This is a genomic window from Pseudomonas marginalis, from assembly GCF_008692035.1.
Lineage (GTDB): Bacteria > Pseudomonadota > Gammaproteobacteria > Pseudomonadales > Pseudomonadaceae > Aquipseudomonas > Aquipseudomonas marginalis.
Window position 1 is genome coordinate 4,116,989 of the sequence record NZ_VTFG01000001.1, and the last position, 23,624, is coordinate 4,140,612.

At 59.6% G+C, this 23,624-nt stretch carries 20 protein-coding genes; 9 read left to right on the top strand and 11 right to left on the bottom strand.

Going from position 1 to position 23,624, the window contains the following annotated elements:
- Positions 1–33: 33 nt before the first annotated feature.
- The 4 genes from dnaN (at position 34) to FX984_RS19305 (ending at position 6,006) form a co-directional block, all read left to right on the top strand.
- Positions 34–1,137, top strand: coding sequence for a DNA polymerase III subunit beta (dnaN, locus tag FX984_RS19290; protein ID WP_005783345.1), 1,104 nt, complete (start codon positions 34–36; stop codon positions 1,135–1,137).
- 20 nt (positions 1,138–1,157) lie between these two features.
- Positions 1,158–2,261: a DNA replication/repair protein RecF gene (recF, locus tag FX984_RS19295; protein WP_027608164.1), complete on the top strand. Its 1,104-nt coding sequence runs from the start codon at positions 1,158–1,160 to the stop codon at positions 2,259–2,261.
- 4 nt (positions 2,262–2,265) lie between these two features.
- Positions 2,266–4,683: a DNA topoisomerase (ATP-hydrolyzing) subunit B gene (gene gyrB, locus FX984_RS19300; protein WP_027608163.1), complete on the top strand. Its 2,418-nt coding sequence runs from the start codon at positions 2,266–2,268 to the stop codon at positions 4,681–4,683.
- A 351-nt stretch (positions 4,684–5,034) separates the two neighbouring features.
- Complete coding sequence (locus FX984_RS19305) at positions 5,035–6,006, top strand: class I SAM-dependent methyltransferase (protein ID WP_027608162.1); 972 nt, start codon at positions 5,035–5,037, stop codon at positions 6,004–6,006.
- 174 nt (positions 6,007–6,180) lie between these two features.
- Here FX984_RS19305 and FX984_RS19310 read toward each other — a convergent pair whose 3' ends face one another.
- On the bottom strand, positions 6,181–6,906 hold the full coding sequence (locus FX984_RS19310; protein ID WP_027608161.1) for a response regulator transcription factor: 726 nt from the start codon (positions 6,904–6,906) through the stop codon (positions 6,181–6,183).
- A 448-nt stretch (positions 6,907–7,354) separates the two neighbouring features.
- On the opposite strand from FX984_RS19310, the gene FX984_RS19315 reads away from it, so the two are divergent.
- A complete protein-coding gene (locus tag FX984_RS19315) occupies positions 7,355–9,637 on the top strand; it encodes a CHASE2 domain-containing protein (protein ID WP_092355994.1) in 2,283 nt (760 codons plus the stop codon).
- Between the two features lie 180 nt (positions 9,638–9,817).
- On the opposite strand, the gene FX984_RS19320 is transcribed toward FX984_RS19315, so the two are convergent.
- From FX984_RS19320 to glyQ, 4 genes are all read right to left on the bottom strand, one after another.
- Complete coding sequence (locus FX984_RS19320; protein ID WP_146476894.1) at positions 9,818–10,588, bottom strand: lysophospholipid acyltransferase family protein; 771 nt, start codon at positions 10,586–10,588, stop codon at positions 9,818–9,820.
- 82 nt (positions 10,589–10,670) lie between these two features.
- Positions 10,671–11,207 carry a D-glycero-beta-D-manno-heptose 1,7-bisphosphate 7-phosphatase gene (gene gmhB / locus FX984_RS19325; protein ID WP_166655292.1) on the bottom strand — a complete coding sequence of 179 codons (537 nt, stop codon included), beginning with the start codon at positions 11,205–11,207 and terminating at the stop codon, positions 10,671–10,673.
- 2 nt (positions 11,208–11,209) lie between these two features.
- Positions 11,210–13,264, bottom strand: a complete 2,055-nt coding sequence (gene glyS, locus FX984_RS19330; RefSeq protein WP_074848083.1) for a glycine--tRNA ligase subunit beta — start codon at positions 13,262–13,264, stop codon at positions 11,210–11,212.
- Positions 13,261–14,214, bottom strand: a complete 954-nt coding sequence (glyQ, locus tag FX984_RS19335) for a glycine--tRNA ligase subunit alpha (protein WP_003187265.1) — start codon at positions 14,212–14,214, stop codon at positions 13,261–13,263. The genes glyS and glyQ overlap by 4 nt, the downstream gene beginning before the upstream one ends.
- Positions 14,215–14,295: 81 nt before the next feature.
- Between glyQ and FX984_RS19340 the strand changes: the two genes are divergently transcribed.
- Together FX984_RS19340 and FX984_RS19345 are read left to right on the top strand one after the other, a co-directional pair.
- Positions 14,296–14,853, top strand: a complete 558-nt coding sequence (locus FX984_RS19340; protein WP_027608156.1) for a DNA-3-methyladenine glycosylase I — start codon at positions 14,296–14,298, stop codon at positions 14,851–14,853.
- A 40-nt stretch (positions 14,854–14,893) separates the two neighbouring features.
- Complete coding sequence (locus FX984_RS19345) at positions 14,894–15,781, top strand: lysophospholipid acyltransferase (RefSeq protein WP_098480671.1); 888 nt, start codon at positions 14,894–14,896, stop codon at positions 15,779–15,781.
- Between the two features lie 124 nt (positions 15,782–15,905).
- Here FX984_RS19345 and FX984_RS19350 read toward each other — a convergent pair whose 3' ends face one another.
- The 5 genes from FX984_RS19350 to def form a co-directional block, all read right to left on the bottom strand.
- Complete coding sequence (locus FX984_RS19350) at positions 15,906–16,217, bottom strand: tetratricopeptide repeat protein (protein ID WP_146476892.1); 312 nt, start codon at positions 16,215–16,217, stop codon at positions 15,906–15,908.
- Positions 16,218–16,235: 18 nt separating this feature from the next.
- Complete coding sequence (trkA, locus tag FX984_RS19355) at positions 16,236–17,609, bottom strand: Trk system potassium transporter TrkA (protein ID WP_027608153.1); 1,374 nt, start codon at positions 17,607–17,609, stop codon at positions 16,236–16,238.
- A 22-nt stretch (positions 17,610–17,631) separates the two neighbouring features.
- Positions 17,632–18,942 (bottom strand): 16S rRNA (cytosine(967)-C(5))-methyltransferase RsmB, encoded by a 1,311-nt coding sequence (rsmB, locus tag FX984_RS19360; protein WP_146476890.1) that lies wholly within the window; start codon positions 18,940–18,942, stop codon positions 17,632–17,634.
- The gene (gene fmt / locus FX984_RS19365) at positions 18,939–19,892 is read right to left on the bottom strand and encodes a methionyl-tRNA formyltransferase (protein ID WP_027608151.1); all 954 of its coding nucleotides are present in this window, start codon (positions 19,890–19,892) and stop codon (positions 18,939–18,941) included. Before fmt ends, rsmB begins: the two co-directional genes overlap by 4 nt.
- 69 nt (positions 19,893–19,961) lie before the next feature.
- Complete coding sequence (gene def / locus FX984_RS19370) at positions 19,962–20,468, bottom strand: peptide deformylase (protein ID WP_005783383.1); 507 nt, start codon at positions 20,466–20,468, stop codon at positions 19,962–19,964.
- Positions 20,469–20,722: 254 nt separating this feature from the next.
- Between def and dprA the strand changes: the two genes are divergently transcribed.
- Together dprA and tsaC are read left to right on the top strand one after the other, a co-directional pair.
- Positions 20,723–21,826: a DNA-processing protein DprA gene (dprA, locus tag FX984_RS19375; protein ID WP_146476888.1), complete on the top strand. Its 1,104-nt coding sequence runs from the start codon at positions 20,723–20,725 to the stop codon at positions 21,824–21,826.
- A gap of 75 nt (positions 21,827–21,901) precedes the next feature.
- A complete protein-coding gene (tsaC, locus tag FX984_RS19380; protein ID WP_027608149.1) occupies positions 21,902–22,459 on the top strand; it encodes an L-threonylcarbamoyladenylate synthase type 1 TsaC in 558 nt (185 codons plus the stop codon).
- Positions 22,460–22,563: 104 nt separating this feature from the next.
- On the opposite strand, the gene FX984_RS19385 is transcribed toward tsaC, so the two are convergent.
- Positions 22,564–23,541, bottom strand: coding sequence for a quinone oxidoreductase family protein (locus FX984_RS19385; RefSeq protein WP_027608148.1), 978 nt, complete (start codon positions 23,539–23,541; stop codon positions 22,564–22,566).
- Between the last annotated feature and the right edge of the window lie 83 nt (positions 23,542–23,624).

The window sequence follows — 23,624 nt, forward strand, 5'->3', positions numbered from 1 at the left end:
CCAGCGCAGCTTATTAAGGCAAGGGACTAGACCATGCATTTCACCATTCAACGCGAAGCCCTGTTGAAACCCCTGCAACTGGTCGCAGGCGTCGTCGAGCGCCGACAGACCTTGCCGGTGCTCTCCAACGTATTGCTGGTGGTCGAAGGCCAGCAATTGTCCCTGACCGGTACCGACCTGGAAGTCGAGCTGGTCGGTCGCGTGCAACTGGAAGAGCCCGCTGAACCTGGCGAGATCACAGTACCCGCGCGCAAGCTGATGGACATCTGCAAAAGCCTGCCGAACGACGCGCTGATCGACATCAAGGTTGATGAGCAGAAGTTGGTGGTCAAGGCGGGTCGCAGTCGTTTCACGCTGTCTACGTTGCCGGCCAATGATTTCCCGACTGTGGAAGAAGGCCCTGGCTCACTGACCTGCAGCCTGGAGCAAAGCAAACTGCGTCGTCTGATTGAGCGCACCAGCTTCGCCATGGCCCAGCAGGACGTACGTTACTACCTCAACGGTATGTTGCTGGAGGTGTCGGAAGGCATCATTCGCGCCGTGGCCACTGACGGTCACCGTCTGGCGATGTGCTCGATGCGCGCCGATATCGGTCAACCTGACCGTCACCAGGTGATCGTGCCGCGTAAGGGTATTCTCGAACTGGCGCGCCTGCTCACCGAGCCGGATGGCAATGTCAGCATCGTGCTGGGTCAGCACCATATCCGCGCGACCACCGGCGAGTTCACCTTCACCTCCAAGCTGGTCGACGGCAAGTTCCCGGATTACGAGCGCGTTCTGCCTAAAGGCGGCGACAAGCTGGTGATCGGTGATCGCCAGGCCCTGCGTGAAGCGTTCAGCCGTACTGCGATCCTGTCCAACGAGAAGTACCGGGGCATTCGTCTGCAGCTGGCCAACGGTCAGTTGAAAATCCAGGCCAATAACCCGGAGCAGGAAGAAGCGGAAGAGGAAGTGGGCGTCGACTACAACGGCGGTTCTTTGGAAATCGGCTTCAACGTGAGCTACTTGCTGGACGTGCTGGGTGTGATGACCACCGAACAGGTTCGCCTGATCCTGTCCGACTCCAACAGCAGTGCCCTGGTGCAGGAATCCGATAATGACGACTCGGCTTACGTTGTTATGCCGATGCGCCTGTAATCATGCCCAGCAGAAGCTAGATGTCCCTTAGTCGCGTCTCGGTCACCGCGGTGCGCAATCTGCACCCGGTGACCTTCTCCCCCTCCCCCCGCATCAATATCCTCCACGGCGCCAACGGCAGTGGCAAAACCAGCGTGCTGGAAGCCATCCACCTGCTCGGGCTTGCCCGTTCCTTTCGCAGTGCCCGCTTGTTGCCGGTGATTCAGTACGAACAACTGGCTTGCACGGTATTTGGCCAAGTCGAACTGGCAGAGGGTGGGCACAGCAGCCTGGGGATTTCTCGTGATCGCGGCGGTGAGTTCCAGATTCGCATCGACGGGCAAAATGCTCGCAGTGCCGCACAACTGGCAGAGATCCTGCCGTTGCAACTGATCAACCCTGACAGCTTCCGCTTGTTGGAAGGCGCGCCGAAGATCCGCAGGCAGTTCCTCGACTGGGGAGTGTTCCACGTGGAACCGCGATTCATGGCCACGTGGCAGCGCCTGCAGAAGGCCCTGCGGCAGCGGAACTCATGGCTGCGGCATGGTACACTTGACGCCGCTTCGCAAGCGGCCTGGGACCGGGAATTGTGCCTGGCCAGCGATGAAATAGATGAATACCGCCGTGCCTATATCAAAGCCTTGAAACCAGTCTTTGAGCAGACCTTGAGTGAGTTGTTGGATCTCGAGGGGCTGACGCTGAGTTACTACCGTGGCTGGGACAAAGACCGTGAGCTGAGTGCAGTGCTCGCGACGTCCCTGCAGCGGGATCAGCAAATTGGCCATACCCAGGCCGGACCCCAACGGGCTGATTTGCGTCTTAGATTAGGCGCACACAATGCTGCGGATATCTTGTCCCGCGGCCAGCAGAAGTTGGTGGTGTGTGCACTGCGGATCGCCCAGGGGCATCTGGTTAGCCAAGCCCGACGTGGTCAGTGTATTTATCTGGTGGATGACTTGCCGTCTGAACTCGACGAGCAACACCGCCGTGCGTTATGCCGCTTGTTGGAAGATTTACGCTGCCAGGTGTTTATCACCTGTGTAGACCACGAATTATTGAGGGAAGGCTGGCAGACGGAAACGCCAGTCGCTTTGTTCCACGTGGAACAAGGCCGTATCACCCAGACCCACGACCATCGGGAGTGAAGGCATGAGCGAAGAAAACACGTACGACTCGACCAGCATTAAAGTGCTGAAAGGTTTGGATGCCGTACGCAAACGTCCCGGTATGTACATTGGCGACACTGATGACGGTAGCGGTCTGCACCACATGGTGTTCGAGGTGGTCGACAACTCCATCGACGAAGCTTTGGCCGGTCACTGCGACGACATCAGCATCATCATCCATCCGGACGAATCCATTACCGTGCGCGATAACGGTCGCGGCATCCCGGTAGATGTGCACAAAGAAGAAGGTGTTTCGGCGGCAGAGGTCATCATGACCGTGCTCCACGCCGGTGGTAAGTTCGACGACAACTCCTACAAAGTCTCCGGTGGTCTGCACGGTGTGGGTGTGTCGGTGGTGAACGCTCTGTCCGAAGAGCTGATCCTGACGGTTCGCCGCAGTGGCAAGATCTGGGAGCAGACCTACGTCCACGGTGTACCGCAGGAACCGATGAAAATCGTTGGCGACAGCGAAACCACTGGTACCCAGATCCACTTCAAGCCCTCGGCTGATACCTTCAAGAACATCCACTTCAGCTGGGACATCCTGGCCAAGCGGATTCGTGAATTGTCCTTCCTCAACTCCGGTGTCGGCATCGTCCTCAAGGATGAGCGCAGCGGCAAGGAAGAGCTATTCAAATACGAAGGTGGCTTGCGTGCGTTCGTTGAATACCTGAACACCAACAAGACTGCGGTCAACCAGGTGTTCCACTTCAACATCCAGCGTGAAGACGGCATCGGCGTGGAAATCGCCCTGCAATGGAACGACAGCTTCAACGAGAACCTGTTGTGCTTCACCAACAACATTCCACAGCGTGACGGTGGTACTCACCTGGTGGGTTTCCGTTCGGCGCTGACGCGTAACCTGAACACCTATATCGAAGCCGAAGGCCTGGCGAAGAAGCATAAGGTCGCCACCACCGGTGACGATGCCCGTGAAGGCCTGACCGCAATCATCTCGGTGAAAGTGCCGGACCCTAAGTTCAGCTCCCAGACCAAAGACAAGCTGGTGTCTTCCGAAGTGAAAACTGCGGTTGAACAGGAGATGGGTAAGTACTTCTCCGACTTCCTGCTGGAAAACCCGAACGAAGCCAAGCTGGTTGTCGGCAAGATGATCGACGCCGCACGTGCCCGTGAAGCGGCGCGTAAAGCCCGTGAGATGACCCGCCGTAAAGGTGCGCTGGATATTGCCGGCTTGCCAGGCAAACTGGCTGACTGCCAGGAGAAGGACCCTGCCCTCTCCGAACTGTACCTGGTGGAGGGTGACTCTGCTGGCGGTTCCGCCAAGCAGGGTCGTAACCGTCGCACCCAGGCCATCCTGCCGTTGAAGGGTAAGATCCTCAACGTCGAAAAGGCTCGTTTCGACAAGATGATTTCCTCCCAGGAAGTCGGCACCTTGATCACGGCACTCGGCTGCGGTATTGGCCGAGACGAGTACAACATCGACAAGCTTCGCTATCACAACATCATCATCATGACCGATGCTGACGTCGACGGTTCGCACATCCGTACCCTGCTGCTGACCTTCTTCTTCCGTCAGTTGCCCGAGCTGATCGAGCGTGGCTACATCTACATCGCCCAGCCGCCGTTGTACAAAGTGAAGAAAGGCAAGCAAGAGCAATACATCAAAGACGACGACGCCATGGAAGAGTACATGACGCAGTCGGCCCTGGAAGATGCCAGCCTGCACTTGAACGACGAAGCCCCGGGTATCTCCGGCGAGGCGCTGGAGCGTCTGGTTAACGACTTCCGTATGGTGATGAAGACACTCAAGCGCCTGTCGCGCCTGTACCCACAGGAATTGACCGAGCACTTCATCTACCTGCCGTCCGTAAGCCTGGAGCAGTTGGGCGACCACGCACACATGCAGGAATGGCTGGCCCAGTACGAAGTGCGCCTGCGCACTGTCGAAAAATCCGGCCTGGTGTACAAAGCCAGCCTGCGTGAAGACCGTGAACGTAACGTCTGGCTGCCAGAGGTCGAATTGATCTCCCACGGCCTGTCGAACTACGTCACCTTCAACCGCGACTTCTTCGGCAGCAACGACTACAAGACCGTTGTGACCCTCGGCGCGCAACTGAGCACCCTGCTGGACGACGGTGCTTATATTCAGCGTGGCGAGCGTAAGAAAGCGGTCAAGGAGTTCAAGGAAGCCCTGGACTGGTTGATGGCGGAAAGCACCAAGCGCCACACGATCCAGCGATACAAAGGTCTGGGCGAAATGAACCCGGATCAGCTGTGGGAAACCACCATGGACCCAGCTCAGCGTCGTATGCTGCGCGTAACCATCGAGGACGCCATTGGCGCAGACCAGATCTTCAACACCCTGATGGGTGATGCGGTCGAACCTCGCCGTGACTTCATCGAGAGCAATGCCCTGGCAGTGTCTAACCTGGACTTCTGATTCCGGTGTAGGTTGAAAGGATAGTTGCGATGTTTCACAAATAAATGTTCGACCAGCCCCTAGGGTTAGGTTGCCATTTTTGAAAAGGGCCCGCTTACAGCGGGCCTTTTTTTTGGTTCACGGAATCCTGGGAAACACAGAAACAAGAACGCCGATCTGATTGATGAACCCCGGCTAATCCAAAGAATTCAAAACCCAGGCAGTTATAACAGCGCCACCTTGTTTACTGCGCTGGACCATCTTCAGGGACGCTTGATCAGTTGCATAAAGTGCCAACGCTGCTATCAGTAAGGCTCCTCGGGTGCGAGCGCGCTACACTGGCAAAAATAGCTCGGGACGGGGTTCTGGAAGATGACGCTGGTAACGGATGAAGAGTTTGATGCTGCTTTGGCTGTGATGCAAAAGCTGCTTTGGGCTGATCCCCAGGATAGAGAGCGACTGCAAACGCTTGGCCTTAATCTCATCCCTTGCAATTTTTACTCAAGTACACCATCGATTTCCGAAACGTATAGCTCCTATGAATACAACGAATCAGAACCACCGTATCTGCACAGTGTCCTGTTTGATCAGGAAAAACTCCGGGCGGAGTTGATCAAGCTGATTCCGTACGCGGTGGATTTCAATCCTGCTGAAGTGGATGATCACGAAACTTGTACCTCCTATTTCTGGAAAAACGGCCAATTCACATGCAGTGATGCCATGGCCTATTACGCCTATGTCAGGCAGATCCGCCCGAAGACCATTGTGGAGATAGGCAGTGGGTTCTCATCACTGATTGCCCTGGAGGCGCTGGGCAAAAACGGAACGGGACGGTTGCACTGCATAGAACCTTTTCCGAGGCCCTTTATCACGTCGCTGAGCAACGAGGGCGCCCTTCAATTGGAAACGATACGTGCCCAGGATTTGACCGTTGAGATGTTGAATTCCACGCTGCAAGATGGCGATATCCTGTTTATCGATTCCACCCACACGGTCAAAACAGGTAGCGATTGCCTGCATATTTACCTTCGCTTGCTACCGAAAATAACCAGGAAAATATTTGTCCATGTTCATGATGTTTTTCTGCCCTTTGGTCTTCCACAGAAGTGGTTGATCGATCACCAGATCTACTGGACCGAACAGTATTTACTGCTGGCGCTGTTGATTGACAACCCACGCACGAAACTGTTGTTCGGCAATGCGTACCACAAACATTTCAACGATGATCTTTTGACCAAACTCATGCAGGGTCGATCTGAAAGCGGCGGGGCCAGTTTCTGGTTTGAGTTTGATGGGCGCATATCCACTACGGATTTAACCAGAGCAGGCGTCGAAGACCTCTAGAGTTGCGTATCCAGCGCCTTGAGTGGCTTTCGAACACTGAGGGCTCATCATCTATTTTGTGAGTCCACACCAGGCACAACACCAAAATAAAAAAGGCCAAAGCATAACGTTGGCCTTTTTTATTGCGTGGGAAATCAACTTCTGCAAAATGCTCCACGTGGAACATCGTGGTTTTTATCCATGAGAAGAAGCCGCCGCCACACTCTCCAACCGATACCCATACCCATAGATCGTCAACAGCTGCCAACCCCTGTCAGCAGTAAGCCCCAGCTTGTTGCGTAGCCGATAGATATGCGTATCCAGTGGCCGCGAGGACACCATTTCTTCATGGGTCCAGAACCGCTCATAAAGGTACTCGCGTGACAGCGGCCGAGCCAGGTTGGCGAACAAGCAGCTCGCCAGGCGGTATTCGCGCTCGGTAAGGTTGATCGGTTTGCCTGCGCGTGTGACGGTCAACTCTGCATCGTCGAAGGTCAGGTCGTTGAAACTCTGCACTTCAGGGGTTGCCGATCTCTGCAGGCCATGCCGACGTAGAACGGCTGTCACTCGTGCCTTCAGTTCGTTAGGTCGAAAGGGTTTGCTGACGTAGTCGTCGGCCCCGCTGTTCAATGCGCTGACGATATCGCTTTCGGCATCACGGCTGGTGAGCATGATGACTGCAGGTGGCGACTCCATGTGTTCACGGGTCCAGCGCAATAAGGCAATACCGGTGATGTCGGGCAGTTGCCAGTCGAGTATCAGCAGGTCGAAGGTCTCCCGGCGCAATTGTCGCAGCAGGTCTTCGCCGCGCTCGAAGCAATGCAGTGTCCAGGGTTGTTCGGCGGTGCTGGGGATTTGTCGCAGTGTCTGTTCCACCCGTCGCAATTCAGCGGGTTCGTCATCCAGTATTGCGACACGCATGGGGGGGTCCTTTCTTCTTGAAGAGTACGGCAGTCGTATTGAGGGGCACGTACTGCGCAGATGCCGGTCAATGAATCTGAAGAATTGTGCTCAGGTTCGTCGACCCCTTGGATCTCTCGGTACGCTGGGATCAATAAGCGAATACGCCATTGAAAGCCCTCCATACCTATGTGGGAAAGATACCGGCTCCAGGCGTTAAGGAAAAGGATCAGCCGACGCATGCGCTGTCGTAAACTCCTGTGCCCCGATAGTGGATGCCCTTTGGACTCCCCGCCGTTATGAACATCCAGCAGGAAATTTTTTCCACCGTGTCGAAAATGAGCTTCACTGGGCTCAATGCGTCGTTCTATCACGTACGCGTGTCGGCTTACGCCGTGCAACGCCTGAGGAGGAATCGGGGGTCTATGCCATCTTCTATCGCACGCCAACAACTCAAGCGCGTTGATCCATGATGCTCTGGGGAAAGGCCGAAAAGCGCCAACCCACCCATGCCCAGCGCCTGTTCCACGGTCTGGTACGTGAGTGGTTATGGATCGGTTTGCTGCTGTTGCCAATCACTGCCTACCTCTCGATGAGTCCTGGCCTGGCCTTGAACAACCCGCTATACGACAGCCTTCGACGTCTGGCGCCCCTGCCGGTGGATCCGCGCATCCTGCTGGTAACCATCGATGACCCTAGCCTGAAGAAACTCGGCCAGTGGCCCTGGCCGCGCAGTGTGCACGCCGACCTGATCGATCGCCTGAGCGCGGCGCAGCCGGCCGGTATCCTGTTTGATGTGATCTTCAGCGAGCCCGGTAACCCGGTCAATGACAAGCGCCTGGCCGACGCGGTGTGCAACGCCGGCAACGTATTGTTGCCCTTGGCTCGTGACGATTCGGCCAGCTACAGCCAGTCTGGGGCACAAATGCTGTCGCTGCTCAAATGTGCCAAGGGTGTCGGGCATATCAATGTGGAGGCGGATAGCGATGGCGTGGTCCGCAGGCTGTATATGCGCGAGGGGCCAGCCGGTGCCACGGCGCTTCAGTTAGCGTGGCTGGCTTTCGCGATGAGCGGGCAATCGGCCGAGATGCCCGGGGAACCTCTGCCATCGATCACCCAGGATTGGCACCGGGAGCATGCGGTCCGTATCCCGTTTATTGCTGCCGACACCCATTTCCCGAGCGTCTCTTATGTCAGCGTATTACGTGGTGAGGTCCCTCCTGAGCGGTTGCGGGGCCGTCTGATTCTGGTGGGGGCGACAGCGTCGGGCATGGGCGATCGCTTTGTCACACCGCTCTCTCCTATGGCTGGCACCACAGCAGGTGTGGAGATCCAGGCCAATGTGCTCAATGGCTTGCTGCAAGATCGAAGTATTGTGGACTTGCCCGGCTGGCTGGCCGCACTGATCGCAACGTCCCTGGTGGCGATGTTGCTGGGCCTGCTGCTCTACCGCCCACGCTATGCGCTTTGGATGACCCTGGGGTGCATGTGCATGGCCTTGGTGGGTTCAGCGGCCTTGTTGCGCCTGGGCTACTGGTGGTCGCCTGCGGCCTGCTTGATCGGTTTGCTGCTCAGCTACCTGATCTGGAACTGGCGGCGTCTCAGCGTGATCCTGGCCTACTTCGGCTGGGAATTGGCGCGCCTGGATAACGAACCCAAAGTCTTGCCCGAGCGCCGCCGTGCACCCGCCAATAAGGGTGACGTATTGCAGGGCCGTATCTTTGCCTTGGAGCAAGCCGTCAGTCGTACGCGGGACACGCGACGGTTTATGGCTGATGGATTGGAATGCCTGCCGGTGGCGACACTGATCACAGACACCCAGGGTAATGTCCTGTTGGCCAACCGCATCGCCCGGGAAGTGTTCGGCAATGACTTGATCAACCATAACCTTCTGGAGCAACTGGCCGACCTGGGTTATCCGCCGCTGCACAATGGCGTACGCCCTACCCTCTCGACACTGGAACTCGTTGAGTTTCGTGATATCCACCAACGCAGCCTGCGCATGGAGCTTGCCCCCTTGCTGCCGGCCGAAGGGGATGTCGCGCTGGGATGGCTGCTGAGCCTCACCGACCTGAGCAAGGAGCGCGAGGCCCAGCAGCATCGGGAAACCATGCTGCGCTTCCTCTCCCACGACTTGCGCGCCCCCCACTCGGCGATCCTCGCCCTGTTGGATGTGCACGACAGTGAGTCGCCGATATTTGCACAGATAGAGCAACAAGTACGCCGCGCCTTGAGCCTGACCGAATCATTTGTGCAACTGGCGAGGGCTGAGGCCGATGGCTACCAGTTCGAGCCTACGCTGTTCGCCATGTTGGTAATGGATGCCTTTGATCAAGTGGCCGTGATCGCCCAGCTCAAGGGGATTCACCTGGTCCACGATCTGGACGAGGCCGACGAAGGGATGGTGTCAGCCGATCAATCGCTGCTCACCCGCGCATTGTTCAATGTGCTGGAGAACGCGATCAAATATTCCCCGTCCGGTACCACTGTCCGGCTGCGACACAGCAGCGCGCAAGGCTGGCTGGAATGCCGCATCAGCGACCAGGGCCCAGGCATAGCCGCCGAGGATTTGCCTGAACTGTTCAGCCAGTACAAGCGCTTTGACTCGGCCCAAGGCAGCGAAGGGCTGGGGTTGGGACTGAGCATGGTCAAGGCGGTGGTGGAGCGTCATGGGGGCCGTATCGAGTGTGAAAGCACCGTGGGCAAAGGCACCACTTTCCGCCTGCAGTTGCCCTTGCTGGACGACTGCTAAAACGTACTTTTCCGCTGTGCATAAAAAACCGGTCTCAAGGACCGGTTTTTTAATGAAGGAAAAAACTTATGCACGTTTTTTGCGATTTTAATGGATTTGGAAATATCTAACTAAATCAACTTATTAGGACCAAAAAAAGCCAATTCGCCAACAAAGCGTACACAGGTTATCCACAGATGCTCATACCACCGGCGTCTCCACCACAATCGGCTCTGGCGGTAGGGAACCCATGGCCCGCTGCTGCTCTTCATTCCATGCCTGGGCACGGTCATTCAGCGCGGCAATGGCGCGTGGGCCTTCCCCTTCTGCGTACATTGGCTCGCCTATCACCACAGTGATGGTGCCTGCGCGTTTTGCCCAACCCGCCTTCGGCCAGAACTTGCCGGCGTTATGCGCAATCGGCAGCACCGGCAGGTTGGCGTTAACTGCCAATGCGGTACCGCCGCGAGAGAACTTGCCTACTGTCCCAAAGGGTACCCGCGTACCTTCCGGGAAGATCAGCACCCACACGCCATCCTTGAGCAGTTCATCGCCCTTCTTGGCGACGTGCTTGAGCGCCGCCTTGGGGTTGTCACGGTCGATGGCGATCGGGCGCAACATGGCCATGGCCCAGCCGAAGAACGGCACGTACAGCAGCTCGCGCTTGAGCACCTGGCTCAACGGCGAGAAGTAAGCCGAGAGGAAGAAGGTCTCCCAGGTGCTCTGGTGGTTCGACAGAATCACGCATGGCTGGTCCGGTACGTTTTCAGCGCCCTTGATCTCGAAACGAATGTTCAGGAACACCTTGGTCAGCCACAACGCGCAGCGGCACCAATAGACGTTGATAAAGCGATAGCGCGCCTTGAACGGCAGGAACGGCGCAATAAAAAAGCTCAGGGTGCACCAGAGAAACGAACTGGTGCCCAGCAGCAGGTAAAAGAAAAAGGTTCTGATGGCCTGCAAAATCGACATGGCGGCATTTACCGTTGCGGGACATGGCCCGCCTGTTAAAAGCGCACTCCCGAACAGTCCTTGGCCAGGAAGTCGAGGGCGGCTAGTTGTTGATAAGTTCTGCGGCAACCGCCGCCAGATCGTCAAAAATCAAGGTGCCTACCGGCAGGTTTTTCGCCTGGGTCTTTTCGCCTTTCCCGGTCTTTACCAAAACTGGCTGAGAGTCGACGGCTTTGGCCGCCTCCAGGTCACCGAGGCTGTCCCCGACGAACCATATCCCAGCCAAGGGCACCTTGTAATGTTCTGCAATGGTTTTCAACATGCCAGGCTTGGGTTTGCGGCAATCGCAGCCCTCATCCGGCCCGTGAGGGCAGTACACCACCAGCCCCACTTCCCCGCCCTGCTCCGCCACCAGCGTGCGCAAGCGCGTGTGCATGGCGTCCAGGGTGGCGATGTCGTAATAGCCGCGGGCGATGCCGGACTGGTTGGTGGCGATGGCCACCGTCCAGCCGGCTTTGCTCAACTGCGCGATGGCCTCGATCGAACCGGGCAGTGGAATCCATTCCGCCACCGACTTGATGTAAGCGTCGGAGTCGTAGTTGATCACCCCGTCCCGATCGAGAATCAGCAGTTTCAACATGGTCAGCTCAGTGTCGAAATGTCAGCGATGTTGACGAACAGGCCACGCAGACGCGCCAGCATGGCGTAGCGGTTTTTCCGCACGCCGGCATCTTCGGCATTGATCATCACCGCTTCGAAGAACGCATCCACCGGCTCACGCAAGGTCGCCAGGCGTGCCAGGGCTTCGGCGTAATTGCGTTCGGCGATCAGCGGCTTCACCGCGTTCTCTGCCTTGGCAATGGCAGAATTCAGCGAGAACTCCTTGGCGTCGGCGAACAGGCCTGGGTCGACATCGGCGTTGCCCAGGCCTTCGGCCTTGCCCAGCAGGTTCGACACACGCTTGTTCACAGCGGCCAGGGCGTCGGCTTCCGGCAGCTTACGGAACGCCTGTACGGCTTGTACGCGTTGATCGAAGTCCAGCGCCGAACCCGGTTGCAGGGCACGTACCGACAGGTAGACGGAAACGTCCACGCCTTCGTCTTCATAACGCGCACGCAGGCGGTCGAACACGAACTCCAGCACTTGCTCGGCCAGGCCGGCTTGCTTGACCTTGCCACCGAACTGGCCGACCGCGAACACCACGGCCTGGGTCAGGTCGAGGTCGAGTTTCTTGTCGATCAGGATACGCAGCACGCCGAGGGCCGCGCGACGCAGGGCATACGGGTCTTTGCTACCGGTAGGCAGCATGCCGATACCGAAGATACCGACGAGGGTATCCAGCTTGTCGGCGATGGCCACGGCCGCACCGGTCAGGGTGGTCGGCAGCTCGGCGCCGGCGCCACGCGGCATGTACTGCTCGTTCAGCGCCAGCGCGACATCGTCCGCCTCGCCATCGTTGAGGGCGTAGTAGTAACCGGCAACGCCCTGCATCTCCGGGAACTCGCCGACCATTTCGGTGGCCAGGTCGCACTTGGACAGCAAGCCTGCACGCGCAGCCCAGGCGGCATCACCGCCGATGCGTGGGGCAATGTAGGCCGCCAGCTTGGAAACGCGCACGGCCTTGTCGTAGACGCTGCCAAGTTTTTCCTGGAACACCACGTTCTGCAGGCGCAGGTTGAAGTCTTCCAGCTTCTGCTTCTTGTCTTGCTTGAAGAAGAACTCGGCGTCAGTCAGGCGCGGACGCACGACTTTCTCGTTACCGGCGATGATCTGCTGCGGGTCCTTGCTTTCGATGTTGGCCACGGTGATAAAGCGCGGCAGCAACTTGCCGTCCACGTCCAGCAGGCAGAAATACTTCTGGTTGTCCTGCATGGTGGTGATCAGCGCTTCCTGCGGCACATCGAGGAAACGTTCTTCGAACGAGCACACCAGCGGCACCGGCCATTCAACCAGCGCGGTCACTTCGTCGAGCAGGCTTGGCGGCACGATGGCGGTGCCTTCCTGCAGGCGGGCGAGTTCTTCGGTGCGTTTGCTGATCAGCTCGCGACGCTCGTTGGCATCGGCCAGCACGTAGGCAGCACGCAGATCGGCGGCATAGTTAGCCGGCGAAGTGATGCGCACCGCTTGTGGATGGTGGAAGCGATGGCCACGGGAATCACGGCCAGCTTTCTGGGCGAGGATGGTGCAATCGATGACCTGGTCACCGAGCAGCATCACCAGCCACTGGGTCGGGCGCACGAACTCTTCCTTGCGCGCGCCCCAGCGCATGCGCTTGGGAATCGGCAGGTCGTTCAGGGAGTCTTCGACGATGGTCGGCAACAGGCTGGCGGTGGGCTTGCCTGTGATGACCTGGCTGAAACGCAGTTTCGGGCCGCTCTGATCAATCTCGCTCAGCTCGACGCCACACTTCTTGGCGAAGCCCAGTGCGGCTTGGGTCGGGTTGCCTTCGGCGTCGAAAGCCGCCTGGCGTGGCGGGCCGTCGAGGTTGATGCTGCGGTCCGGCTGCTGGGTTTCCAGCGCGGTCAGCAACACGGCCAGGCGGCGCGGTGCGGCGTAGACTTTTTTCGCTTCAAATTTCAGGCCGGCGCTCTGCAGGCCTTTTTCGATACCGGCCAGGAACGCATCGGCCAGGGTATTGAGTGCCTTGGGTGGCAGCTCTTCGGTGCCCAGTTCAACCAGGAAATCTTGAGCACTCATTGTGCAGCCTCCAGCTTAGCCAACACTTCATCACGCAGGTCCGGGGTGGCCATCGGGAAGCCCAGCTTGGCGCGAGCCAGCAGGTAGGCTTGAGCGACGGAACGCGCCAGGGTGCGTACACGCAGGATGTATTGCTGGCGCGCGGTTACCGAGATGGCACGACGGGCGTCCAGCAGATTGAAGGTATGGGAGGCCTTCAACACCATTTCATAGCTCGGCAACGGCAGCGGCTGGTCGAGTTCGATCAGGCGCTTGGCTTCGCTTTCATAGAAGTCGAACAGTTCGAACAGCTTGTCGACGTTGGCGTGTTCGAAGTTGTAGGTCGATTGCTCCACTTCGTTCTGGTGGAACACATCGCCATAGGTCACTTTGCCGAACGGGCCGTCAGCCCACACCAGGTCGTAGACCGAATCCACGCCCTGCAGGTACATGGCCAGGCGCTCGAGGCCGTAGGTGATCTCACCGGTTACCGGGTAGCACTCGATGCCACCGGCCTGCTGGAAGTAGGTGAACTGGGTGACTTCCATGCCATTGAGCCAGACTTCCCAGCCCAGGCCCCAGGCGCCGAGGGTGGGCGACTCCCAGTTGTCTTCGACGAAACGGATGTCGTGCACCAGCGGGTCGAGGCCCACGTGCTTGAGCGAGCCCAGGTACAGTTCCTGGAAGTTGTCCGGGTTCGGCTTCAGGACTACCTGGAACTGATAGTAGTGCTGCAGACGGTTCGGGTTTTCGCCGTAGCGGCCGTCAGTCGGGCGACGACTGGGCTGCACATAAGCGGCGTTCCAGGTTTCCGGGCCGATGGCCCGCAGGAATGTAGCGGTGTGGAAAGTGCCGGCGCCTACTTCCATATCGTAGGGCTGAAGTACCACACAACCTTGCTCGGCCCAGTATTGCTGGAGGGCGAGGATCAAGTCTTGGAAGGTACGCACGGCTGGCGTAGGCTGGCTCACGAAATTCACCTGTTACTTGGGCTGCGATTTAAAGAGCGGGAGTATACCCGATTCGGCCGCGCCACCATCCCCTGGAGCCTTATGCCACGCTGCTTTTGGTGTTCTGAAGATCCGCTGTACATGGCTTATCACGATCAGGAGTGGGGAACGCCGCTGCGCGATGCGCAGGGTTTGTTCGAGTTGCTTTTGCTCGAAGGGTTCCAGGCGGGCCTGTCCTGGATCACCGTTTTACGCAAACGCGAGCATTATCGAAAGGTCTTGTTTGGTTTTGATGCCCTGCGTCTGGCACAGCTGACCGATGCCGAGATCGAAGCGCTGATGCTTGACCCTGGCATTGTGCGTAACCGCCTCAAGCTCAATGCCACCCGGCGCAACGCCGCAGCCTGGCTGGCGCTTGAAGATCCGGTGGGGTGGCTCTGGTCGTTTGTCGGCGGCGTGCCCAAGGTCAACCATTTCAAGGACCGCAGCGAAGTGCCGGCTATTACGCCGGAGGCTGAAGCCATGAGCAAAGCACTCAAGAAAGCCGGCTTCACCTTTGTCGGCCCGACCATCTGTTACGCGTTCATGCAGGCCTCGGGCATGGTCATGGACCATACCCAGGACTGCGACCGTTACGCGGACTTGGTCAACGCCGGTTAGAATGGCGGCTTTGCGCACCACACACGATCAGGAGTGACCTGTGGAAAAGTTTAAAGGCGCCTTGCTGGTAGGCGCTCTTCGGTTGTTTGCCCTATTGCCCTGGCGCGCGGTTCAAGCGGTCGGCACGGCCATCGGCTGGATCATGTGGAAAACCCCTAACCGCTCCCGTGACACGGTGCGGATCAACCTCTCTAAATGCTTCCCGGACATGGACCCCGACGCGCGCGAGCGCCTGGTTGGCCAGAGCCTGAAGGACATCGGCAAGTCCCTGACCGAAAGCGCCTGCGCCTGGATCTGGCCAGCCCAGCGCTCCATCGACCTGGTGCGTGAAGTCGAAGGCCTCGAGGTGCTGCACGAAGCCCTGGCCTCGGGCAAAGGTGTGGTCGGCATCACCAGCCACCTGGGCAACTGGGAGGTGTTGAACCACTTCTATTGCAGCCAGTGCAAACCGATCATTTTTTACCGTCCGCCCAAGCTCAAGGCGGTGGATGAATTGCTGCGCAAGCAGCGCGTACAACTGGGTAACCGCGTGGCGGCGTCCACCAAGGAAGGCATCCTCAGTGTGATCAAGGAAGTGCGCAAAGGCGGCCAGGTGGGTATTCCGGCCGACCCGGAGCCCGCGGAGTCCGCCGGGATCTTCGTGCCGTTCTTCGCCACCCAGGCGCTCACCAGCAAGTTCGTGCCGAACATGCTCGCCGGCCACAAGGCGGTCGGTGTGTTCCTGCATGCCCTGCGGCTGCCGGACGGTTCGGGCTACAAAGTGATCCTGGAAGCGGCGCCGGAAGACATGTACAGCACCGACACCGCCACGTCCTGCGCGGCGATGAGCAAAGTGGTGGAGCGTTATGTCGGCGCCTACCCGAGCCAGTACATGTGGAGCATGAAGCGCTTCAAGAAACGCCCGCCGGGTGAGGCGCGGTGGTACTGACCCAGAGCCAATCCAAAACCAAATGTGGGAGGGGGCTTGCTCCCGATAGCAGTGTGTCAGCCAATGCATAGTTGACTGAACCACCGCTATCGGGAGCAAGCCCCCTCCCACATTTTCGATCTGCTTAGCTTTGGCGCTCGAGTTTCTTCAGGAACACCGTCATCTCTTTCTCGGCCTGCTTGTCGCCATGGGCCTGGGCCGCTTCGATGCCCTTCTCCCACGCCTGTCGCGCCGCGGCGTTATCACCCTGCCCCAGCTGCGCCTTGCCCAACAACTTCCACGCCGCCGAATACTTCGTATCGAACTCGACGCATTTGTGCAAATGCTCCGCCGCCTTGGCATTGTCCTTCAGGTCCAGATAACCCTTGCCCAACCCAAAGCGCAGCAGGGAATTATCCACACCCTTGGCGAGCATTTTTTCCAGGGATTCGAGCATGTCGGTCACTCCGGTTGATCAGAAAAAGCTCAATCCCACGTGGAACAGCTTCTCCACATCGCGGATATGTTTTTTATCCACCAGGAACAGGATCACGTGGTCACCCGTGGCGATCACCGTGTCGTCGTGGGCGATGATCACTTCCTCATCACGAATGATTGCGCCAATGGTGGTGCCCGGCGGCAGGCCTATATCGCGGATGGCCTTGCCGATCACTTTGCTCGACTTCGAATCACCGTGGGCAATCGCTTCGATGGCCTCCGCCGCGCCCCGGCGCAGGGAGTGCACGCTGACGATATCGCCACGGCGCACGTGGGCAAGCAAGGTGCCGATGGTGGCCAGTTGCGGGCTGATGGCGATGTCGATATCGCCGCCCTGGATCAGGTCGACGTAGGCCGGGTTGTTGATGATGGTCATGACCTTCTTGGCCCCCAGCCGCTTGGCCAGCAGCGACGACATGATGTTGGCCTCGTCATCGTTGGTCAGGGCCAGGAAAATATCCGCATCGGCGATGTTTTCTTCCATCAGCAGGTCGCGGTCCGAGGCACTGCCTTGCAGTACGACCGTGCTGTCCAGGGTGTCGGACAAATGCCGGCAGCGTGCCGGGCTCATCTCGATGATTTTCACCTGGTAGCGACTCTCGATCGCTTCGGCCAGACGCTCGCCAATCTGCCCGCCGCCGGCGATGACGATGCGTTTGTAGCTCTCATCGAGCCGACGCATTTCACTCATGACGGCACGAATATTCGCTTTGGCAGCGATGAAGAATACTTCGTCATCGGCCTCGATCACCGTATCGCCCTGGGGCAGGATCGGCCGGTCACGTCGGAAAATCGCGGCTACGCGGGTTTCCACATTCGGCATGTGTTCACGCAGTTGACGCAACTGCTGACCCACCAGCGGCCCACCGTAGTAGGCCTTCACGGCCACCAGTTGCGCCTTGCCGCCGGCGAAGTCGATCACCTGCAAGGCGCCGGGGATTTCGATCAGGCGCTTGATGTAGTGGGTGACGACCTGTTCCGGGCTGATCAGCACGTCCACGGGGATAGCGTCGTTATCAAACAGACCGGCGCGGGTCAGGTAGGCGGCTTCACGCACCCGGGCGATCTTGGTCGGGGTGTGGAACAGGGTGTGGGCGACCTGGCAGGCGACCATATTGGTCTCGTCGCTGTTGGTGACCGCGACCAGCATGTCGGCGTCGTCGGCACCCGCCTGACGCAGCACGGTGGGAAACGACGCCCGGCCTTGTACGGTGCGGATATCCAGGCGGTCGCCCAGGTTGCGCAGGCGCTCGGCATCGGTGTCGACCACGGTGATGTCATTGGCTTCACTGGCCAAATGTTCGGCCAGTGTGCCGCCAACCTGCCCTGCTCCAAGGATGATGATTTTCATCCGGTCACTCCCTTAAACCCGTTCAGCCGCGCGCGGCGGCGATCTTGATCAGTTTGGCGTAGTAGAAACCATCATGCCCGCCTTCCTGCGCAAGTAACTGGCGGCCATGGGGCTGCTTGATACCGGCGGCCGTGGCGAGGTCCAGTTCCCGTGCGCCGCTGGTGCGGACGAGAAAGGCTTCGATCACCTCGGTGTTTTCGGTGGGCAAGGTGGAGCAGGTGGCGTAAAGCAGGATGCCGCCGACTTCGAGGGTCGGCCACAGTGCGTCGAGCAGTTCGCCTTGCAGCACCGCCAGGGCGGCGATGTCGTCGGGTTGGCGGGTGAGCTTGATGTCCGGGTGACGGCGGATCACACCGGTGGCGGAACACGGCGCGTCAAGCAGGATGCGTTGGAACGGTTTGCCGTCCCACCAGGTGGCGGTGTCGCGGCCGTCGGCAGCGATCAGCTCGGCGCTGAGGCCCAGGCGCGCGAGGTTCTCCCGTACACGCACCAGACGCTTGGCTTCCAGATCGACCGCCACTACACCGGCCAGGTCCTTTTCGACTTCGAGGATGTGACACGTCTTACCGCCCGGAGCACAGCAGGCGTCCAGTACACGCTGACCGGGAGCCAGGTCGAGCAGGTCGGCGGCCAGTTGCGCGGCCTCGTCCTGCACACTGATCCAGCCTTCGGCGAAGCCCGGCAGACTGCGCACGTCGGTGGCCGCTTCCAGCACGATGCCGTCGCTGCTGTACACGCATGGCGTGGCGTTGATCCCTGCGCTCGTCAGCAAGTGCAGGTACGCATCACGGCTGTGATGGCGACGGTTGACCCGCAGGATCATCGGAGGGTGGGCGTTGTTGGCCGCGCAAATGGCTTCCCATTGCTCTGGCCAGAAGGCCTTCAGGGATTTTTGCAGCCAGCGCGGGTGAGCAGTGCGCACCACCGGGTCATGTTCCAACTCGGCCAGCAGCGCTTCGCTTTCGCGCTGGGCGCGGCGCAGTACCGCGTTGAGCAGGGCCTTGGCCCAGGGCTTTTTCAGCTTGTCGGCGCAACCGACGGTTTCACCGATGGCGGCGTGGGCCGGCACGCGGGTGTAGAGCAGCTGATAGAGACCGACCAGCAGCAGCGCCTCGATATCAGCATCGGCCGCCTTGAAAGGTTTTTGCAGCAGCTTGGCTGCCAGCGCCGACAACCGTGGTTGCCAGCGGGCGGTGCCGAAGGCCAGGTCCTGGGTGAAACCACGATCGCGGTCTTCGACCTTGTCCAACTGCGTGGGCAGCGAACTGTTCAGCGAAGCCTTGCCGTTGAGTACGGCGGCCAGGGCCTTGGCGGCGGCCAGACGCGGGTTCATTGGGCTGCCACCCCGAGGATCGTGCCCAGGGAAAATTTCTCACGGCGACTGTTGTACAAATCGCTGAAATTAAGCGCCTTGCCACCGGGCAATTGCAGACGGGTCAGGCACAGCGCCTGTTCGCCGCAAGCGACCAGCAGCCCCTCCTTGCTGGCACCGATGATTTCACCGGGTGCGCCTTTGCCGTCGGCCAAGGTCGCGGCCAACACTTTCAAGGCTTCGCCATTGAGGGTGCTGTGGCAGATCGGCCACGGGTTGAAGGCACGCACCAGGCGTTCCAGCTCCACAGCCGGGCGGCTCCAGTCGATGCGGGCTTCGTCCTTGTTCAGCTTGTGGGCGTAGGTGGCCAGGCTGTCGTCCTGCACCTCACCTTGCAGGGTGCCAGCGGCGAGACCGGCAATGGCCTGGATCACGGCGGGCGGGCCCATCTCGGCGAGGCGGTCGTGCAGGCTGCCACCGGTGTCTTGGGCCGTGATCGGAGTGGTGACTTTGAGCAGCATCGGGCCGGTGTCCAAACCCGCCTCCATGCGCATCACCGTCACGCCGCTTTCGCTGTCGCCTGCCTCCACGGCACGCTGGATCGGCGCCGCACCGCGCCAGCGTGGCAGCAGTGAGGCGTGGCTGTTGATACAGCCCAGGCGTGGAATATCCAGCACGACCTGGGGCAGGATCAAACCGTAGGCCACCACCACCAGCAAGTCCGGTTGCAGCGCCGCCAGTTCAGCCTGGGCCTCGGCGTTGCGCAGGGTCGGCGGTTGCAGCACGGGGATGTTGTGCTCAAGCGCCAACTGCTTGACCGGGCTCGGCATCAGTTTTTGCCCGCGACCGGCCGGGCGATCCGGCTGGGTGTACACCGCGACGATGTCATAAGGGCTGGCAAGCAGGGCCTTGAGGTGTTCGGCGGCAAATTCAGGCGTGCCGGCAAAAACAATGCGCAATGGCTCGGTCATGGGAGGTCTCGGTTAAAAGCAGTCACAAAAGAAAAAGGCTTGCCGCAGCAAGCCTTTGGAAGGAGGGCATCAAGCTTGCTGGCGATGCTTTTTTTCCAGCTTCTTCTTGATCCGGTCGCGTTTGAGCGTGGACAGGTAATCGACAAACAGCTTGCCATTGAGGTGGTCGCATTCGTGCTGGATGCACACGGCCAGCAGGCCTTCGGCAATCAGTTCGAACGGTTTGCCGTCGCGGTCGAGGGCCTTGATCTTCACGCGCAGCGGGCGCTCGACGTTCTCGTAGAACTCCGGTACCGAGAGGCAGCCTTCCTGGTATTCGCCCATCTCGTCGGTCAACGGTTCGAACTCGGGGTTGATATACACCCGCGGTTCGCTGCGATCTTCCGACAGGTCCATGACCACGACGCGCAGATGCACGTTGACCTGGGTGGCGGCGAGGCCGATACCAGGCGCTTCATACATTGTTTCAAACATGTCATCGACCAGCTGACGAACCTTGTCGTCCACTACGGCCACCGGCTTGGCGATTGTGCGCAGGCGCGAGTCGGGGAATTCGAGGATGTTCAAAATAGCCATAAGCGTAATTGCTGCACATGTGAGGTAAAGGCAAATCGGCAGTGGGAATGGACCCATACGGCCGGTGTGAAACGCCCGAAAGCCGCGAAGGCCCTGGCATTTCACGCGAACGCACATAATAAAGGAGATTCACCCCATGAGGAAATCGCTACTTATCCCCCCATTTCGAGACTGCCCCTCGACCGTAATAAATAGCCTGCTAAATAAGTTACCAACAGAGTTATCCACAGCTTGTTCCGGTCAAGGATGATCAGATGCTTTCGAAAAACTGCAATGAAATTTCCCCTTCAGAACTGGAAGCCCGCCTACGCCTGCACAGGCTGCCGGAGGTAGGCCCGAAGCGTTTTAGGTTGTTGATCGAAGCGTTCGGCAGCGCTTCAAAGGCCATCGGTGCCCCGGCCAGCGCGTGGCGCTCCTTGGGGTTGTCACCCATCAGCGCCGATGCCCGTCGTAGCCATGAGATCCGCGACGGCGCCAGTGAGGCGTTGGCCTGGTTGGAACGTCCGGACCAGCATTTGCTGATGTGGGACCAACCTGAGTACCCGGCACTGCTCGCCCAGATAGATGATGCCCCGCCGCTTTTATTTGTCGCCGGCGACCCCGGGATCCTGGAAAAACCGCAACTGGCGATGGTCGGCAGCCGCCGTGCATCCCGCCCCGGCATGGACACGGCCGCCGCATTTTCCCGCAGCCTGGCGAGGGCCGGTTTTGTCATCACCAGTGGCCTTGCGCTGGGAATCGACGGTGCGGCCCATCAAGCCGCTTTGGATGTGGGGGGTCATACAATCGGCGTACTCGGCACGGGCCTGGAAAATCTTTATCCACAGCGCCATCGACGGCTTGCGGCGGCGATGATTGCCCAAGGCAGCGCCGTGGTTTCCGAGTTTCCGCTGGACGCCGCGCCCCAGGCCGGTAACTTCCCCCGGCGCAACCGCATCATCAGCGGCCTGTCCCTGGGCGTGCTGGTGGTGGAGGCCAGCATGGCCAGCGGCTCGCTGATCACCGCCAAGCTCGCGGCCGAGCAAGGGCGCGAGGTGTATGCAATCCCGGGCTCCATCCATCATCCGGGGGCCAAGGGATGTCACCAGTTGATCCGTGATGGGGCGATGCTGGTGGAAACCATTGAACACATCCTCGAAGGCTTGCGTGGCTGGCAGGCATTGTCGCGCCCGGCGCCGATGCCTGTGATACATCCGTTGGTGGCGCTGTTGCACGCGGCGCCCCATACCAGCGAAGCCCTGGCGCTTGCCAGTGGGCGGCCGTTGGCCCAGGTGTTGGCGACCCTCACGGAGTTGGAGCTTGAGGGCCTGGTGATCTGCGAAAGCGGGCGCTGGCTTGCGCGTGGCCAGCTTTTGTAGCGGCCAGTTTTTTGGAACTAGGTTTTGTAAAGAAGATCGGTAAACTGCCCAGAGCTTTAGTCCGGAGAGTAAACAATGGTCAACAGGTGGCGTGTGCTGGAAGCCGCACGAGAAATTCGCGCAGGCGCGGTGATTGCCTATCCAACCGAAGCGGTCTGGGGCTTGGGTTGCGATCCCTGGAACGAAGAAGCGGTGGATCGGCTGCTGGCGATCAAGAACCGTTCGGTGGACAAGGGCCTGATCCTGGTGGCAGACAATATTCGCCAGTTCGACTTTCTGTTCGAAGACTTCCCGGATACCTGGATCGAACGCATGGCCAGCACCTGGCCCGGGCCGAATACGTGGCTGGTGCCGCATCAGGATTTGTTGCCGGAGTGGGTCACCGGTGTGCACGACACGGTGGCGCTGCGGGTGAGCGATCATCCGCTGGTACGGGACTTGTGCGCGCTGGTGGGACCGTTGATTTCCACCTCAGCCAACCCCCAGGGCCGCCCGGCGGCGCGCACGCGGATTCGTGTGGAGCAGTACTTCCGCGGGCAGGTGGATCTGGTGCTGGGTGGTGCCCTGGGTGGGCGCAAGAACCCGAGCCTGATTCGCGATTTGGCAACGGGTGAGGTGGTGCGGCCTTCCTGAGACCGCGTCGCACCCATCGCGGGCAAGCGCCCTCTCACATTTGAACCGTGTCCGTCATGACAACACGGTCAAATGTGGGAGGGGGCTTGCCCCCGAAGAGGCCCTCAAGGCAACAGAATGGTCGACCCAGTGGTACGCCGCCCCGACAACTCCGTCTGTGCCTTCGCCGCGTCTGCCAGCGAATACCGCTGGTTGATATCAATGCGCACCTTGCCGCTCTTGATCATCGAAAACAGATCATCCGCCATCACCTGCAGGTTCGCCGGATTGTTGGCGTAGGTCGCCAGGGTCGGCCGTGTCACGTATAGCGAGCCTTTGGCCGCGAGTATCCCCAGGTTCACCCCATCCACCGCGCCCGACGCATTGCCAAAGCTCACCACCAGGCCACGTGGCGCCACGCTGTCCAATGAGGTCAGCCAGGTGTCCTTGCCGACCCCGTCGTAGACCACGGGCACCTTTTTGCCGTCAGTCAACTCCAGCACGCGCTGTGCGACATTTTCCTTGCTGTAGTCGATGGTTTCCCATGCGCCGAGGGATCTGGCCAGGGCGGCTTTTTCTGGCGAGCTCACGGTACCGATCAGCTTCACACCCAGTGCCTTGGCCCATTGGCAGGCCAGGGAGCCCACGCCACCGGCGGCGGCGTGGAACAGGATGGTCTCGCCACCTTTGAGCTCATAGGTCTGGCGCAGCAGGTATTGCACGGTCAGGCCCTTGAGCATCGCGCCGGCGGCTTGTTCGAAGCTGATGTCGTCCGGCAGGTGCACCAGGTTGGCGGCGGGCAGCACGTGCAACTCGCTGTAGGCCCCAAGTGGGCCGCTGCCGTAGGCCACGCGGTCACCGACTTTAAATTGCGTGACTTCGCTGCCCACCGCATCAACCACACCGGCGCCTTCTGCGCCCAGCCCCGATGGCAGGGCCGGCGGCGCGTAAAGGCCACTGCGGAAATAGGTATCGATGAAATTCAGGCCAATCGCCTCGTTACGCACTCGAACCTGCTGCGGGCCGGGCTCTGCCGGTGTGTAGTCCACATATTCAAGTACGTCGGGGCCGCCATGGGCGCTGAACTGGATACGTTTGGCCATCTGCACTTCTCCTGAGGTCGAATTCGCGTAGCCCCCTATCGGACTCCTAAGCTTGATCTTCGTCAACTGCGGCGCTCCTAAGT

Coding starts and splice junctions, on each gene's coding strand:
- FX984_RS19305 (WP_027608162.1), top strand. CDS start 5,035: ATGACGCTGGTAACGGATGAAGAGTTTGATGCTGCTTTGGCTGTGATG.
- FX984_RS19320 (WP_146476894.1), bottom strand. CDS start 10,588: ATGTCGATTTTGCAGGCCATCAGAACCTTTTTCTTTTACCTGCTGCTG.
- trkA (WP_027608153.1), bottom strand. CDS start 17,609: ATGAAAATCATCATCCTTGGAGCAGGGCAGGTTGGCGGCACACTGGCC.
- FX984_RS19340 (WP_027608156.1), top strand. CDS start 14,296: ATGCCACGCTGCTTTTGGTGTTCTGAAGATCCGCTGTACATGGCTTAT.
- gmhB (WP_166655292.1), bottom strand. CDS start 11,207: ATGTTGAAACTGCTGATTCTCGATCGGGACGGGGTGATCAACTACGAC.
- FX984_RS19315 (WP_092355994.1), top strand. CDS start 7,355: ATGATGCTCTGGGGAAAGGCCGAAAAGCGCCAACCCACCCATGCCCAG.
- rsmB (WP_146476890.1), bottom strand. CDS start 18,942: ATGAACCCGCGTCTGGCCGCCGCCAAGGCCCTGGCCGCCGTACTCAAC.
- dnaN (WP_005783345.1), top strand. CDS start 34: ATGCATTTCACCATTCAACGCGAAGCCCTGTTGAAACCCCTGCAACTG.
- FX984_RS19350 (WP_146476892.1), bottom strand. CDS start 16,217: ATGCTCGAATCCCTGGAAAAAATGCTCGCCAAGGGTGTGGATAATTCC.
- fmt (WP_027608151.1), bottom strand. CDS start 19,892: ATGACCGAGCCATTGCGCATTGTTTTTGCCGGCACGCCTGAATTTGCC.
- gyrB (WP_027608163.1), top strand. CDS start 2,266: ATGAGCGAAGAAAACACGTACGACTCGACCAGCATTAAAGTGCTGAAA.
- def (WP_005783383.1), bottom strand. CDS start 20,468: ATGGCTATTTTGAACATCCTCGAATTCCCCGACTCGCGCCTGCGCACA.
- FX984_RS19310 (WP_027608161.1), bottom strand. CDS start 6,906: ATGCGTGTCGCAATACTGGATGACGAACCCGCTGAATTGCGACGGGTG.
- recF (WP_027608164.1), top strand. CDS start 1,158: ATGTCCCTTAGTCGCGTCTCGGTCACCGCGGTGCGCAATCTGCACCCG.
- FX984_RS19385 (WP_027608148.1), bottom strand. CDS start 23,541: ATGGCCAAACGTATCCAGTTCAGCGCCCATGGCGGCCCCGACGTACTT.
- tsaC (WP_027608149.1), top strand. CDS start 21,902: ATGGTCAACAGGTGGCGTGTGCTGGAAGCCGCACGAGAAATTCGCGCA.
- dprA (WP_146476888.1), top strand. CDS start 20,723: ATGCTTTCGAAAAACTGCAATGAAATTTCCCCTTCAGAACTGGAAGCC.
- glyS (WP_074848083.1), bottom strand. CDS start 13,264: ATGAGTGCTCAAGATTTCCTGGTTGAACTGGGCACCGAAGAGCTGCCA.